Origin of the sequence: Pseudoduganella violacea (genome assembly GCF_014191875.1) — a bacterium.
GTDB lineage: Bacteria > Pseudomonadota > Gammaproteobacteria > Burkholderiales > Burkholderiaceae_D > Rugamonas > Rugamonas violacea_A.
Map to the genome: position 1 here is coordinate 1 of NZ_JACHXD010000024.1, position 14387 is coordinate 14387.

Consider the following 14387-nt stretch of genomic DNA (forward strand, 5'->3'; position numbering starts at 1 on the left):
TAAATAAATTTGTGGACACAATCAATTTGCATCCCAAATTCAATCATGGCGACGCGCTGCACTCAATGGAAGACGGCGCTGGCGAGACGCTTACCTTTCGCGGTGGTGCGCAGGCGTTTCGGATATGTTTAGCAACAAGCTTTGGCACTTCCTGCCAGGGATCGTCCAGGCTTTGGGCGAGTGCAAATTTGGCGCTGTCTTCGTCTCCAATACCGCGCAAGGCAAGCAGGGCAAGTGAGCGTTGATGGTCGTCCCGGGCGCCTGAATACAGGGAGCGGAGAAACGCTCGCAATTCCGCTGCTTGCGAGGCATCGGCGTCCGCGCTTGGCTTAAAACTGAGCATCAGATTGAGTGTCGCCGCAAGGCGCGCGGACATTTCGCAATCCCGGCATGGCTCGCTGATGTAACTCCCGAAGGCCGTCATCAGTGCGTCTAGCGCTTCCTTCGTTCTCAGCTCTTCGAACAAGGCGAGAACAAAGGTTGGCAGTTCGGGTTCCGCGCAGAGCCGAATTAGGCCGTCAAACCCTTCGCGGCAATAGGTGGAAACTACCTTGGCCCATGTTGCCAGGGGAACGTATAAAGGCTCATTTTTCTGAGCGTCGAACGTATGCCATTGTAGCTCCGTACTCAATTCCTCAAGCGCCGCTGCCAGTGTCTCATCGGGATAGTTTGCTTCTTTCAGCAGGTGTTCGACTTCCAGCGTCCCGGCCCTGGCCCGTTTTTTGATCGAAGTGATACTCATACTTGATAACAATGGGGTGATGAATTCGTGGCTGAATGCTGGAGCAGACGCCAGGAGGCGCCTGCTCCAGTCAAATCAACAACCGATCAATTGGCGAACACGTTGGCCGCTGGCGTGATCTTCACCGCCTCCGGCTTGATGTTCAGCTTCAGATTGCCGATGACCTGGTCTTCGTCCAGCAGTTCCTTCGGCTTGTTGCCGTCGTACTTGATGGGCGAGAAGGTGTCGCTGAGCAGCTTGTCCTTCAGGCCGGCCGCGTCCTTGGCGATCATCACCACCGACAGGTTTTTCGCCGACAGATGCTTGCGGATCGCGGCGTTCACATCATCCACGGTCAGCTTGCTCAGGCCGTCGCGCATCAGCTTGGTGAACTCGGGTGTGCCGTACCACTGCGAATCGAGGGCGTAGCCGAGCTGCTGGTCCTGGGTCGAGGTCATGACGAAGACGTTCTTCATCAGGTAGCCGCGCGTGATCTCGAACTGTTCCTTGGTCAGGCCTTTGGCCACCAGCTTGTCCAGCTCCGTCAGCGCGATGCGCAGCGCCATGTGGGCGTTTTCCGGCGCGACTGGGCGCACCCAGATTTCGAACAGCTGCGCCTTGCGACCCAGGTTCGCGCTCGGGAAGAACTGGAACATCCCGCGTGGGAAGGCTTCGATGTAGGCATAGTCGCCGTAGTTCATGCCGCGGATTTCACGGATGCGCTGATACAGCAGGGAGCTGGAGGCGCGGTGTTCGCCGAGCCAGGTCTTGGCCAGCCACAGGGCAGGGAAGTCGGCATGCGAGCGCGTCACCGTCAGCGGCAGACCGAAGGAGATGGCCGTGGCGCGGGTGTTCTTCTCGATGATTTCCACTTCCAGACCGTTCGGCATTTTGCCGACCGGGATCGGCGTGGCGGCGAGGCCGGCGCCGGCCGGCAGGCGCGAGAGAGATTTCAGCAGCGAGGCCGACATGGCGTCCGACACATCACCGGCCAGGCCGACGCGCAGCGCGCCTTGGGTGTAGGCCTTCTTGTAGAAGTCCTTCACATCGTCCAGCGTGATCGAGTCCAGGCCCGCCACCGTGCCCAGGACCGGATGGCCGTAGCCGCTGCCGGCGAAGACATTGGTCTGCAGGCGTTCCTTGCCCAGTTCTTCCTCGTTATTGTCCTTCAGGTCGAGCAGCAGGGCGTTCTTCTGCGCGTCCTTCAGGCGGCGGAAGTCGTCCTCGCGGAAGCCCGGTGCGAGCAGTTGCGGCATCACGATGTCCTGGAACTGGCTCCAGTTATCCTTGTGGATGGTGCCGGTGAAGGTGGACATTTCCTTGTCGGTCTGTTCGCTGAAGCTGCCGGCCAGCGGGAACAACGCCTTGCTGATCTCGTCGATCTTGCGCTCGCTGGAACCGGCCGATGCGACCATGGCGGCGGTCAGCGCGGCCAGGCCTTCCTTGCCTTGCGGGTCGTGCGCCGAACCGGCGCCGAATACCAGCTTGTAGCGGATTTGTGGCAGCGCCGATTTCTGCACCAGCAGGTCGATCTTGGCCGTGTTCAGCTTCGGTTCCAGCGCCGCCAGCTTGGGCAGTTCGCCGATATCGGCCGGCAGCGCGCCGTTCGACAGCGTGGTGACGATCAGGCCTTCGTCGGTCAGGTATTTGCGCGCGGCCGCTTGCAGGTCGGCCGGGGTCAGGCTGTCGAGCACGCGGTAGTAGTTATTTAGCGTACCGTAGGAGCGGTTGAAGTGGACGTAGGAGGCCAGCATGCCGGCGATCTGCTCGGTGTTGTCCAGCGAACGGATCACGCCATACTTCAACGCCGACTTGGCGTCGGCCAGGGATTTTTCGCCAACCGGCTCGGAACGCAGCTTGGCGACGGTTTCCATGATGGCGTTGCGCACATAGACCGTATCCTCGGCCTTCTTGACGCGGGCGCCGATCACGGCCAGCGTCGGGTCGACGCGGTTCGGCGTGCTGTCGAACAGCTGGTCGATCTTCTGCTCGTCCTGTACCAGGCGCTTGTACAGCGCGGAGGTGCGGCCGAAGGACAGGGACAGCAGCACGCTCAGCGCGGCCTGGTCCTTCTGCTTTTCGGAGAAGGCTGGCGCGCGGAAGGCGACCGAGACCCAAGGCAGGGTCGGCGTGGCCCAGGTGACGTGCTTGTACAGCGCCGCTTTCGGCGCCGGTTCGACCGGCACATCGACCTTGTAAGTGCCGCGCTGCCATTTGCTCCAGTATTTTTCGACCAGGGCGACGGCTTTCTGCGGCTCGACATCGCCGGCCACGATGATGGTGGTGCGTTCGGGGCGATACCAGCGGTCGAAGAAGACTTTGGAATAGGCGTACTGATTGGGCATGTCCTCGATGTCCTTCAGGAAGCCCATCGTGGTGTGCTTATAGGTGTGCTTTTCGTAGGCCGTGTCGCGCATGGCCTCGAACAGCTTGGAAACCGGGTTGGCGCTGTTCTTGTTGTACTCGCCCAGCACGGCGCGCGATTCGGTCTTGAACACGTCTTCGCCGTAGGACAGATGCTGGAAGCGGTCGGCTTCGACCTTCAGCACCGTTTCCAGGTCTTCCTTGGCGAAGGTGGTGTGGTAGTTGGTCAGGTCGTCGCTGGTGTAGGCGTTCTGGCGCGCGCCGGCGCGGGTGATGATGTCCTGGTATTTTTCGGGCGGATATTCCTTGGTCCCACGGAACATCATATGCTCGAAGAAGTGGGCGAAGCCGGATTTGCCCGGTTCCACTTCGTTGCGCGAACCGGTCTGTACCGGGATCTGCAGCGAAACGATATTCGGGAAGCCGGTCGGCACCACGATGATCTTCAAGCCATTCGGCAGCACTTTTTCGGTGGCCTTGAAGGGCAGCAGATCGGGCGCGGCCGGCGCGGCAAACACTGGCGCCGACAGGGCCAGGGTCAGCAGGGGAATCACTCTTGACACGTTCTCTCCTTGGGTTCTAGCTGGTCTTTTTCATAGTGTTGTTCATCTTTCTACGTAACAACGCCGCCAGAATAAAATATTTCACTAGGACATGTATAGCGAAATTCGCGTGTTACCATCTGCGCGTGTCCGATTCCTCATCTACTCACGCCCATGTTCTTCACCACCGGGATTAATTCGATTGACGCTCTGGTTTATGGCAGCTGGAACAGCTTGCCCAAGACCGCGATCAACCTGACCTACAGTTTCCTGAGCACCCCGCCGCGGGACGCTTCCAGCGAAGACTCGAACGGCTTTGCCGCGATGAACAGCCTGCAGCGCGATGCCGCGCGCGCGGCGCTGGCGAAGTGGGCGTCGGTGGCCAATATCGCTTTCAGCGAAGTGCTGGGCGGCGGCCAGATCCAGTTTGGCACGAATGACCAGGGATCGCGCAGCAGCGCGTATGCCTACCTGCCCGAACCCGGCCTGCCGACGACCTATCTTTATCTAAATAACAAGTCCAGTTCCAGCAGTAATTTCGCCGACGGCTCGTATGGCGCGACTGTGATGCTGCATGAGCTGGGCCATACCCTGGGCTTGAAACACCCCGGCAACTATGATTCCGGCGGCAGCACCATCGGCGGCCCTTACCTGCCGGCCAGCACCGATACGGTGGATTACACGCAGATGTCGTACAACCCTGGCGTGGCCTCGTCCAAAACCGGCAAGTACGCCACCACGCCTATGCTCTACGATATCCAGGCCATGCAGTATTTGTATGGCGCGAATATGAGCTACCACAGTGGCGACGATGTGTATTCCTTCAGCGCCGCTCAGCCCGCCATGTGCATATGGGATGCGGGCGGCGCCGATACGCTCGACTTCTCGGCCTGCACGGGACGGGTGGTCATCAATCTGAATGCCGGCCAGTTCAGCGAAACGGCGCCGGGCTTGAACAATGTCTCAATCGCCTATGGCGTGACGGTGGAGAGTGTCATTGCCGGCTCCGGCGGCTCCACCATCTACGGCAACGCCGCAGGGAACTACATCACCGGCGGCGGCGGCGCCGATGTGGTGTACCAGGGAGCGGGCAATGACCGTATCATCGGTGGCGAGGGCACCGATACGGTGGTGTACAACGGCGCTTTCTCGCAATACAAGATCGTTCGCCAACCAGGCAGCGTGACGGTGCAGGGCGAAGGTAACGATACGCTAAGTTCCGTGGAGTTGCTGCGCTTTAGTGACCGCACGATGGCCGTGGCCGACTTGCCCATCCTGGTGACTTCGCATTTGGGCACTGCCGGACCGGACCGCTTTGCGGCCAGCGGCGGCGGCGAGAGCTTCGACGGCGGCGCGGGTCTGGATACGGTGTCCTATGGCGGCGCGCGAGCCGCTTACACGGTAGTACGTGATGGCGCCACCTTCCAGGTGCGCGGCCAGGCCGGCACCGATGTCTTGACCGGGATTGAGCGCCTTCAGTTTGGCGATGGCGCCCTGGCGCTGGACAGCGACGCAACGGCCGGCCAGCTCTATCGTCTCTATCTGTCTACCTATGCCCGCACGCCTGATGAGGGAGGCATGGGCTTCTGGCTGGAGATGATAAATCGGGGCGTCAATATGGAAACCGTTGCCAATGCCTTTATCACCAGCGCGGAGTTTTACAGCATCTACGGCCGGAATCTGGATGATGACCGCTATGTCAACCAGCTTTACTTCAATATCCTGCATCGCGACCCCGATCCGGGCGGCAAAGCCTTCTACGTGAATGCACTGCATAACGGCATTTCGCGCGAGGTCGTTTTGTTGAGCATTTCCGATTCGCCGGAACTAAAAGCCTCCCTGGTCGGCATCATGCCGGACGCCATCGCCTACCAGGCCTTTGGCTAAAAGCCTTCCCGCCCGCCCTCATTGGGCGGTGGCATCCAGTTCGCGTCCTGCTGTTCCCCGCGCCGGCTCCTGAAGGGGCAGGCTGATGCGGTTGCGGCCCAGGCGCTTGGCGCGGTAGAGCGCGGCGTCGGCCGTGGCCACCAGCTGCTGCGGTTCTTCGCCCGCCGCCGCCAGCGCGGTCGCCGCGCCGATGCTGACGGTGACATAGGGCTGGGCCGAGCCGACGTTCGGCAATTGCAGGCGCTCGATGCGGCTGCGCACCCGTTCCGCCACGATGGCCGCGCCTTTCAGCGCCTGGTTCGGCAGGATCACGGCAAACTCTTCGCCGCCGTAGCGCGCCACCAGATCGTTGGCGCGCATTTCGCTCGCCAGGGCTGCGGCCACCTTCTGCAGGCATTGATCGCCGCCCAGATGGCCGTGGGTGTCGTTGTACTGCTTGAAATTGTCCACGTCGACCATGAGCAGCGACAGCGGCTGCTGCTGGCGCAGGGCGCGCTGCCATTCGGCGCGCAAGGTGTCGTCGAAGCAGCGGCGGTTGGCGAGACCGGTCAGGCCGTCGCGCGTGGCCAACTGCTCCAGGGCGATCTGGGCTTTCTTCTCGTTCGTCATATCGCGCATGGTTTCCACTACGGCGACGATGCGGCCTTCCTTATCGTAGATCGGGCTGGCGTCGGCCGCCAGGTAGCAGCGCCGGCCTACGCGCGGCATATCGCACCAGTTTTCGGCGCATAAGCCTTCACGCTGCTGGGGACGCGGGCGGGCGCTGTCGTAGAGTTGGCGGATTTCCTCGGTGCGGCCTTGCAGCACCAGGTCGGCCAGGGTGGCGCGCGGCCGGTTGTAAAAACAGCGCCAGTGATCGCTGGTGCCGATCACTTCGCTGGCGGCCACGCCGGTCAGCCGTTCGCAGGCGCGGTTCCAGATCAGCACGCGGCGTTGCTGGTCCAGCACGAAGACCGGAATGACCAGCAACTCCATGAGATCCAGGTCAAAGCCTGGCGGCGGAACGGGCTGGGGCGGTGCGGGCGGGGAAACATCCGTCGTCCGTGGAAGCGTTTGCGCAGTAGTCATTGGGCCGTCCTTTTATGGGCTGGCAGTGGTGGGGCGACGATTTCGCCTTCCGCTTCACTCATTCTGCTATTCCCAAGCGTGGCGCCTTTGATTAATCGCAAATCTCGCTCTGATCCGGCGCAATATCTTTTCTTTGAGAAACTATCGGAATAGCAGCCAGCAAGGTGGTGCCCTGGCCGGGTTTGCTCTCCAGCGTGAGCTGGCCGCCCGCCGCCTGCAGGCGTTCGGCCAGGCCTGGCAAGCCGTAGCCGCGCCGCCGGCTCTGGTGTGGCAAGCCGACGCCGTTATCGCGCACGCTCAGGCTGAGCAGAGTGGGGCTGCTGGCCAGCGCGATGCACACTTCGCTGGCGCAGGCGTGGCGTGCCACATTCGACAGCGCTTCCTGCAACATGCGGTACAGCGCCGCCTCGGCCTCGGCGCGGCCAGGATCGCCGCTGCCGGCTTCGGCGCGCGCATCTTCGAACGCTTCCAGCTTGCAGGGAATGCCGCAGGTACGGGTGAATTCGCGCGCCTGCTGTTGTATGGCGCGGCGCAGGCCATGTTGCAGTGCGGTAGGCCGTAAATTGTTCAAAATTGCCCGCAGGGAACGCAACGCCAGGCCCAAGTGCTCTTCCAGCATCAGTAAGCCTTGCGCCATCCAGTCGGGCAGCTGCGGATTTCGGCGCAACACGCAGATTTCCAGTTGCAAGGCCAGCATGTACTGGCCCAGGTCGTCGTGGATGTCGCGCGCGATGCGCAAGCGTTCACCATGGCAGACATGGTCCTGCTTGGCAGCCAGGGCGCACAACTGCTGGTGCGCTTCCAGCAGGCGCCGTTCGGATTCGTCCTGGTGCTTGTGGCTGGCCGTGAGCTGGGCCTGCAAGCCGTGCAGCGTGTGCTGCTGGCGGCGCAAGCGCCACAGCAGCGTCAGGACCAGCAGGGACAGCAGCATGGCGCAAAGGGCCAGTACTTCGATCTGCATGGCCGGCGGCCAGAACAGGGGCAGATTGATGGCGGCGTTGGGCGAAGGCGGGAGCAGGGCGGGCATGATGGGCTCCGGAATGGGCACGCCTCACAGTAGCGCGCCCATTCAGGTGCAATATTGCTGAATGTCAAAATTGCCCGCTGGATAGGCCAATTCGGCTGCCTTGGGCCGGCGTTTCGTCGGCGGACTGGGCGGAAAAGCCACATCCGGCATATAATAGAGGGTTGCCCCTCCGGACTTCGTGTCCGTTTCCAGGAAATATTGTGACTTACAGCATCAAAGAGATCTTCTACACCTTGCAGGGCGAAGGCGCCCACGCGGGCCGTCCTGCCGTGTTCTGCCGCTTCTCGGGCTGCAATCTGTGGACTGGGCGCGAAAGCGACCGCGCCAGCGCCGTCTGCCAGTTCTGCGACACCGATTTCGTCGGCACGGACGGCGAGGGCGGCGGCAAGTTTGCCACCGCCGAAGCGCTGGCCGCCAAGATCAATGGCCTGTGGCCGGACACCCATACCGCCAGCAAATACGTGGTCTTCACCGGCGGCGAGCCGCTGCTGCAGCTCGACGCGCCCTTGATTGCCGCCATGCACGCGGCCGGCTTCACCATCGCCATCGAAACCAATGGCACGATGGTGGTGCCGCCCGGCGTCGACTGGGTCTGCGTCAGCCCCAAGATGGGCTCCCAGCTGGTGGTCCATAAAGGCAATGAAATCAAGGTGGTGATTCCACAGGCCGGGCAAGACCTGGCCGCCTACGAGGGCCTGGATTTCGAGAATTTCTTCGTGCAGCCGATGGATGGCCCCCTGGCCGAATTCAACACCCGTCTGGCGATCGAAACCTGCAAGCGCAATCCGAAATGGAAGCTGAGCTTGCAAACCCATAAACTGTTGCAAATACCTTAAACACAATGCTGACCATTACCCGCAAGCTCGAATTCGATGCCGGCCACCGGATTCCCGACCACAAAAGCCAGTGCCGCAACCTGCACGGCCACCGCTACACCCTGGAAATCACCCTGACCGGCCAGGTGATCAGCGCCGAAGGCAATTCCGACAACGGCATGATCATGGATTTCTCCGATGTGAAAGCCATCGCCAAGGAACACTTGGTGGACGTCTGGGACCACGCCTTCCTGGTCTATGAGAAGGATGCCGCCGTCAAGGAGTTCCTGGCCTCGCTGCCGGGCCACAAGACCGTGGTGATCGACCGCATCCCGACCGTGGAGAACCTGGCGCAAGTCGCCTTCGAGATCCTGAAAGCGGCCTACAAGGACCGCTACGGCACCGGCCTGCACCTGCACAAGCTGGTGCTGCATGAAACCCCGAACTGCTGGGCCGAGATTACCGATGCCTGAAGCAGTGCCGCCGCTGCCGCCCGTACCGCTGGACGCGGCTGACGCCCCGTCTACCGCGCCTGTGCCGGCCTATGCCGCCACCGAAGCGGAACAGGGCTTCATGCGCGCCGCGCTGGTGGAGGCGCAAAAGGCCTGGGACTTGGGCGAAGTGCCGGTCGGCGCCGTGGTGGTCAAGGATGGCGCGATCATCGGCCGCGGCTATAACCAGCCCATCGGCCGCCACGATCCGACCGCCCATGCCGAGGTGATGGCCTTGCGCGCCGCCGCCGAGGTGCTGGGCAATTACCGTCTGCCCGGCTGCGAGCTGTACGTGACGCTGGAACCCTGTGTCATGTGCTCCGGCGCGATGATGCATGCGCGCCTGGCGCGCGTGGTGTTCGGCGCCAGCGATCCCAAGACCGGCGTCTGCGGTTCGGTGCTCAATCTGTTCGAGCAGGAACAGCTCAACCATCATACCCAGACTATCGGCGGCGTGCTGGCTGAAGATTGCGGCAATCTGCTGCGCAGCTTTTTCGCCGCCCGTCGCCGCGCTGCAGCAGAAGCCAGGCGCAATACTTAGCGCCATCGCGCCTGCCGTCGTGCTATCCTCGAAAGCTAGAGGAGGGTAAGGCGGTGGCGAACGTGCAGGCGAACGGCATTACGATTACATACGAGGCGAGCGGCCATCCCTCGCATCCCGTCATCCTGCTCAATATGGGCTTGGGTCTGCAGCTGATCTCCTGGCCGCGCGATTTTGTCGACGGCCTGGTCGATCTGGGCTACCGCGTGATCCGCTACGATAACCGCGACGCCGGCCTGTCCACCAAATTCGACCATGCGGGCTCGCCCAATCTGCTGGTGGCTTATCTCAAGAACCTGTTCGGCTTCCGCCTGCGCTCGGCCTATACGCTGGACGATATGGCCAGCGACGCGCGCGGGCTGCTCGACGTGCTGGGCATCGCCAAGGCGCATATCATCGGCGCCTCGATGGGCGGCATGATCGCGCAGATTTTCGCCGCGCGCTATCCGCAGCGTACGCTGAGCCTGACCTCCATCATGTCCAGCAGCGGCCGTCCCGGACTGCCGGGTCCAACAGCCGCCGCGCGCAAGGTGCTGCTGCAAAAACCGCCATCGCGCCGCACCCGTGAGGATCTGGTGGCCCATATGTACACCACCTTCCGCACCATCGGCAGTCCCGCCTATCCCATGCCCGAGCGCCAGCTGCGCGGCATGATCGAATGCGCGATCCGCCGCAATGTGAACCCGGACGGCATGGCGCGCCAGCTGGTGGCGATCGCCGCTTCGGGCGACCGCAGCGCGCTGCTGCAGACCATCGCCTGCCCGGCGCTGGTGATTCATGGCGCCGCCGACCCCCTGGTGCCCGCCGCCTGCGGCATCGACACGGCGCGCCAGATACCGGGCGCGGCGCTGCATGTGATCGAGGGCATGGGCCACGACCTGCCGCCGCAGCTGACCGAACGCCTGCTTGGCTTGATCGATATCCACCTCCAGAGTAAGATGGCTGCGCCTCAGCCAACCCGTAACGAACTATCTTGACTACCAACCGCATTGGCATCGCCATCGCCGCACCGAGCGGCGCCGCCCAGGATGAAGCGGCACTGCAGCGCGGCATCGCCCGCCTTGAAGCCCAAGGTCACACCGTTCACAACTACTACAGCGACGCGCGCCGCTTCCAGCGTTTTGCCGACAGCGACGCCGGCCGCCTGGCGCAGTTGAATGCCGCCGCCGCCGATCCCGATGTGCAGGTGGTGATCGCGTTGCGCGGACAGTACGGCATCAGCCGCATCCTGCCGCAGATCGATTTCCGCGCCATGGCCGATAGCGGCAAGCTGTTTGTCGGCTATAGCGATTTCACGGCTTTCCATATGGGCTTGTACGCTGCGACCGGACGCGCCAGCTTTGCCGGTCCGATGATGTGCGACGGTTTTTGCCGTGACGAGCCGGTGGAATACACGCAGAAGAATTTCTGGGACTGCCTGCGCGGACCGCAGCATTTCGTGCGCGGCACGGCGGAGGGCAATCCGCAGGTCGATGTCAGCGGCCGGCTGTGGGGCGGCAATCTGGCGCTGGTAAATCATTTGATCGGCACGCCGTATTGGCCGCGCATCGAAGGCGGCATTCTGTTCCTGGAAGACATCGCCGAACATCCTTACCGCGTCGAGCGCATGCTGCTGCAACTGCTGCATGCGGGCGCGTTGGATGGGCAGAAGGCTGTGGTCCTGGGCGATTTCTCCGGCTATCGCCTGGCGCCGCACGACAATGGCTATGACTTCGAGGCGATGTTGGCCTATATCCGCGGCGTGCTACCGCTGCCGGTGCTGACCGGTCTGCCCTTTGGCCACATCAAGGAACTCTGCACGCTGCCGTTCGGCGGCATGGCGCGGCTGCGCTCCGATGCCGGCGGTTTCGATCTCACGCTGATGGACTACCCGACGCTCTGACCTTGCTTCGCGCGGCGGCGCCACAGCCGCCGCAAAGGCCAGAGCAGGGCTTCCGCAAAATGGTTTGGCGTCTCGTCCGGTCCCAGGCCGGTTGGCGGATACTCGTCCGGCTGCGGAATGCGGTGGGTGCCGAAGATGCGGTCCCAGAATGGGAAGAGGGCGGCGTAATTGCAGTTGTAATGCTCCGGCCGCGCCGAATGGTGGATGCGGTGGTATTGCGGAGAATTCAGCAGAAACCAGCAGCGCCCAAAGCCCAGGCGCAGATTCATATGCGGCACGATATTGTAGAAGCCAAGCAGCGCGTACATGCCAAGTATCACGGGCGGCGTTTTGAACAGCAGTCCCGCCAGCAGATAGATCGTTACCAGCTTCAATCCCGGCTCCAGCCAGAAATGGCGCTCGGTGGTCGAGGCGTTCATGGCCGGATCGCTGTGATGCAGCGAGTGCATGGCCCACAGCCACGCATAGCGGTGCTGCGCGCGGTGGAATAGATACTCCAGCAAATCCAGCGTCAGCAGGTAGAGAAGGAAAGAGGGCGGCAGCAACCAGCCCCGCTCGGCCAGCGGTATCAGCCCGCCACCCGCCGCATTCACCGCGCTGACGGTTAGCGCCGCCGTCGCCAATTGCAAGGCCGCGAAGCCGATAGCATAAATGAAGGTGTACACCATATTGAACGCGGCCGAGGAGGGCCATTGCCGCTCGGCGGGCCGCAGACGTTCCAGCGCCAGAGCAAGCAGGATCACGCCCAGTACCGGCAGCGATTTATACGCTACGTCTTCCGCGAAATTCGATAAATCCATGCCAACTCCGCCGCACGTTGCATCTGCCTCGCTATTCTAGCGCGGGACAGAGAGGGTGCTGAGCTTGTCTTGCGTCAAAAACAACATGCAGCATAGGGTGCAGTGTGGAGCTTTGCGCTTGCAGGAGGACGATCATGCCCACACCTCAGGATCCGGTTCAGCTTGACATGCTGTTTCGTCACGCCGAATATCAAAGCATGCTAAATCGAATTGTCAAATTGGAGCAAGACGTGACTGAGCTGAAGAAGGATATGGAGGAGCTCAAGAGCGCCGTAAATGAGATTCGCTCGAACTACGCGACCAAGGCCGATCTCGAAGAATTACGCGCGGAACTGTACAAGACCTTGATGATGCTGACCTGGCGTTTTATCGGTTTCAACAGTTTGCTGGTCGCGGTGGTCTACTACGTCGCGCGCAATGTGCATTAGACTCCGGCGCGGGCATATCGTCGGCCCGCGCCGGAACGGCTATCAGGCCGCGTGGTTCTGGTTCAGCAGACGCGCGATGACGTCGTGGTTCAGCCAGATCACCGGCGCTGCCGGTTTCGACATTTCATTGAACATCAAGGGGCCGGTGCCTTCCAGCACCAGGGCGCTCAGCAGGTCGGTGATCAGTTCCTTGCGCTCCTTATGCAGCTTGGTGATGTCTTCCGAAGTACCGATCATGACTTCGGCCAGCGCCGGCGTGTTATCCATCGGCCAGGCTTCGAAGTTGCGGAAGCTCGCGCTGGTGGCGTCGCCGTTGTAGGCGGCGATGCGGGCCAGCAGGTCGTCCAGCTGGATGCCGTCTTCCAGCAAGGCCTGGCACGCGTCCCACTGCTGCTGCGCCCATGCCGTGCCGCCTTCTTTTTTCAGCGCTTCCAGCAGCGGGAACAGCGACAGTTCCACGCCGACGAAGATGTCGGACGAGTTGGTGCGGATTTCCGGGCAGTTGAACACGGTCGCCTGCACGCCTTTTTCCCAGGCCGCCGAAGCGACGGATTCCAGGCGCATCTTGGCGTAGCCCTGGGTGTAGTTGCTGTAGGTCTGCCACAGGTATTCGCCGCCGATCAGGATCTCGGTGCCATGGTAGCCGTAGGCGCTGTAGCGCGCCTGGCCGCCGGTTTTTTCCAGACGGGCGCGGATGCCGGCGCTGGCGTCGATCAGGTGCATGAAGGTGTTGGCCGTCACCTCGTCGAAATTCATCAGGATCAGCTTGCCCAGATCGCTGTCCAGCAGCTCGCGCGAGGACATGAAGCGCTCGCCGCGGCCCTTGTACACGCGGTTGGCGATGGCCAGGAAGACCTTCACTTTCGGGATGCCGCCCGCCATGGTGTGGGCGAAGTAGACATTCGTGCCGTCGGCGATCATGCCGTCCAGCTGGGCCATGGCTTGCGCGGCCGAGGCCTTGAAGCGCGCCACGCCGGTTTCACGGCAGCGCTCGATCTGCTGCCAGTCCAGTTTGAATTCCTGCCAGTTCTTCAGCGTCATATCGGCCAGCAGGGCGGTCGGGGTCGGCTCGCCGGCAGGCGCGTCGAGGTCGAAACCGGCCATCAGCGGCACATTGATGACGCGGCCGTCCAGATTGGCTTCGGCTTCGGCCAGTTCTTCCGCGGTCAGCGGGCGCAGCTGGTTGTTTTCGTCGCGGCGGCCGACCGTCATGCCGATGATGTTCATGCCCGCCTTGCGCGCCTCGTCCAGCAGGCCATTGACATAGCCGCGGCCGAACAGCTCGCCAAACAGAACAAAGGTGTCGCCTTGGCGGAACAGCGTATTGTGTGGAATGTCTCTCAGGGACGTTCTCTTGGTCATGGTTTCAACTCGCATAGAAGTATTTTCGGGCGTGGCGGCCGCCGGCAGCGGTCCCGCCATTCGAGGCCGCAATTATGCGCTATTTCCGCCGAAAACCATACCCGGCTGTCAACTTGGCGGTTTGATGTCAGGAATGCCGGGAGATGAAATAGGTGGCAGCTACCAGCGCTGTACCGAAGCTGCAAACGAAGGTAATCAGTCTCCAGGTCAGATTATTGATCTCTTTGTGCAAGTCTTCCTTGGTGGCGTAATTCGAACGAATGACCGCCACGTCGGTTTTCAAGGCCGCGACATCTGCTTCAAGCCTGGCTACACGAGTATCCATGCCTTTATCATATGGCGCTTCGCCAGCGCTTGCAAATGGCGGCTCTGATGGCGTGGGGAGGTTTCCGTTACTCATGATTGCCTCATCAAAAGTATGTTTATTCATCCAGTTCAGCAAAAAACATACCTCTGAAA

General features: G+C 61.9%; 14 protein-coding genes. 7 read left to right on the forward strand and 7 right to left on the reverse strand.

Annotated features, from left to right (window positions below; genetic code table 11):
* Positions 1-43: 43 nt before the first annotated feature.
* Complete coding sequence (locus FHS03_RS25700) at positions 44-742, reverse strand: hypothetical protein (RefSeq protein ID WP_183443753.1); 699 nt, start codon at positions 740-742, stop codon at positions 44-46.
* A gap of 86 nt (positions 743-828) precedes the next feature.
* Positions 829-3648: a M16 family metallopeptidase gene (locus tag FHS03_RS25705; protein WP_183443754.1), complete on the reverse strand. Its 2820-nt coding sequence runs from the start codon at positions 3646-3648 to the stop codon at positions 829-831.
* A gap of 213 nt (positions 3649-3861) precedes the next feature.
* Between FHS03_RS25705 and FHS03_RS25710 the strand changes: the two genes are divergently transcribed.
* Entirely contained in the window at positions 3862-5514 is a 1653-nt protein-coding gene (locus FHS03_RS25710) for a DUF4214 domain-containing protein (RefSeq protein WP_229426444.1), read from the forward strand.
* An 18-nt stretch (positions 5515-5532) separates the two neighbouring features.
* Here the strand turns inward: FHS03_RS25710 and FHS03_RS25715 are convergent, their stop codons facing one another.
* Complete coding sequence (locus tag FHS03_RS25715) at positions 5533-6489, reverse strand: diguanylate cyclase (protein WP_183443756.1); 957 nt, start codon at positions 6487-6489, stop codon at positions 5533-5535.
* A 184-nt stretch (positions 6490-6673) separates the two neighbouring features.
* Positions 6674-7609 (reverse strand): sensor histidine kinase, encoded by a 936-nt coding sequence (locus tag FHS03_RS25720; RefSeq protein ID WP_183443757.1) that lies wholly within the window; start codon positions 7607-7609, stop codon positions 6674-6676.
* Positions 7610-7809: 200 nt separating this feature from the next.
* Here FHS03_RS25720 and queE point away from each other — a divergent pair, with 200 nt between their 5' ends.
* From queE to ldcA, 5 genes are read left to right on the forward strand one after another with little or no spacing between them, the layout of a single operon-like run.
* Positions 7810-8445, forward strand: a complete 636-nt coding sequence (gene queE / locus FHS03_RS25725; RefSeq protein ID WP_183443758.1) for a 7-carboxy-7-deazaguanine synthase — start codon at positions 7810-7812, stop codon at positions 8443-8445.
* A gap of 5 nt (positions 8446-8450) precedes the next feature.
* Positions 8451-8897 (forward strand): 6-carboxytetrahydropterin synthase QueD, encoded by a 447-nt coding sequence (queD, locus tag FHS03_RS25730; protein WP_183443759.1) that lies wholly within the window; start codon positions 8451-8453, stop codon positions 8895-8897.
* Entirely contained in the window at positions 8890-9456 is a 567-nt protein-coding gene (gene tadA / locus FHS03_RS25735) for a tRNA adenosine(34) deaminase TadA (protein WP_183443760.1), read from the forward strand. The genes queD and tadA overlap by 8 nt, the downstream gene beginning before the upstream one ends.
* Before the next feature lie 53 nt (positions 9457-9509).
* The gene (locus FHS03_RS25740) at positions 9510-10433 is read left to right on the forward strand and encodes an alpha/beta fold hydrolase (RefSeq protein ID WP_183443761.1); all 924 of its coding nucleotides are present in this window, start codon (positions 9510-9512) and stop codon (positions 10431-10433) included.
* Positions 10430-11338, forward strand: coding sequence for a muramoyltetrapeptide carboxypeptidase (ldcA, locus tag FHS03_RS25745; protein ID WP_183443762.1), 909 nt, complete (start codon positions 10430-10432; stop codon positions 11336-11338). The genes FHS03_RS25740 and ldcA overlap by 4 nt, the downstream gene beginning before the upstream one ends.
* Here ldcA and FHS03_RS25750 read toward each other — a convergent pair.
* Complete coding sequence (locus tag FHS03_RS25750) at positions 11323-12138, reverse strand: sterol desaturase family protein (RefSeq protein WP_183443763.1); 816 nt, start codon at positions 12136-12138, stop codon at positions 11323-11325. The two genes, ldcA and FHS03_RS25750, sit on opposite strands and share 16 nt — an antisense overlap.
* A gap of 134 nt (positions 12139-12272) precedes the next feature.
* Between FHS03_RS25750 and FHS03_RS25755 the strand changes: the two genes are divergently transcribed.
* Complete coding sequence (locus FHS03_RS25755; protein WP_183443764.1) at positions 12273-12566, forward strand: hypothetical protein; 294 nt, start codon at positions 12273-12275, stop codon at positions 12564-12566.
* A 42-nt stretch (positions 12567-12608) separates the two neighbouring features.
* On the opposite strand, the gene FHS03_RS25760 is transcribed toward FHS03_RS25755, so the two are convergent.
* Positions 12609-13928 carry an enoyl ACP reductase FabMG family protein gene (locus tag FHS03_RS25760; protein ID WP_183443765.1) on the reverse strand — a complete coding sequence of 440 codons (1320 nt, stop codon included), beginning with the start codon at positions 13926-13928 and terminating at the stop codon, positions 12609-12611.
* 127 nt (positions 13929-14055) lie between these two features.
* On the reverse strand, positions 14056-14358 hold the full coding sequence (locus tag FHS03_RS25765; protein WP_221208263.1) for a hypothetical protein: 303 nt from the start codon (positions 14356-14358) through the stop codon (positions 14056-14058).
* Positions 14359-14387 lie beyond the last annotated feature (29 nt).

What these genes read in the sequence shown, in the direction of transcription:
- FHS03_RS25750 (WP_183443763.1), bottom strand. Translation starts at nt 12,138, where the DNA reads ATGGATTTATCGAATTTCGCGGAAGACGTAGCGTATAAATCGCTGCCG.
- FHS03_RS25700 (WP_183443753.1), bottom strand. Translation starts at nt 742, where the DNA reads ATGAGTATCACTTCGATCAAAAAACGGGCCAGGGCCGGGACGCTGGAA.
- tadA (WP_183443760.1), top strand. Translation starts at nt 8,890, where the DNA reads ATGCCTGAAGCAGTGCCGCCGCTGCCGCCCGTACCGCTGGACGCGGCT.
- FHS03_RS25760 (WP_183443765.1), bottom strand. Translation starts at nt 13,928, where the DNA reads ATGACCAAGAGAACGTCCCTGAGAGACATTCCACACAATACGCTGTTC.
- FHS03_RS25765 (WP_221208263.1), bottom strand. Translation starts at nt 14,358, where the DNA reads ATGAATAAACATACTTTTGATGAGGCAATCATGAGTAACGGAAACCTC.
- FHS03_RS25715 (WP_183443756.1), bottom strand. Translation starts at nt 6,489, where the DNA reads ATGGAGTTGCTGGTCATTCCGGTCTTCGTGCTGGACCAGCAACGCCGC.
- FHS03_RS25720 (WP_183443757.1), bottom strand. Translation starts at nt 7,609, where the DNA reads ATGCCCGCCCTGCTCCCGCCTTCGCCCAACGCCGCCATCAATCTGCCC.
- queD (WP_183443759.1), top strand. Translation starts at nt 8,451, where the DNA reads ATGCTGACCATTACCCGCAAGCTCGAATTCGATGCCGGCCACCGGATT.
- FHS03_RS25755 (WP_183443764.1), top strand. Translation starts at nt 12,273, where the DNA reads ATGCCCACACCTCAGGATCCGGTTCAGCTTGACATGCTGTTTCGTCAC.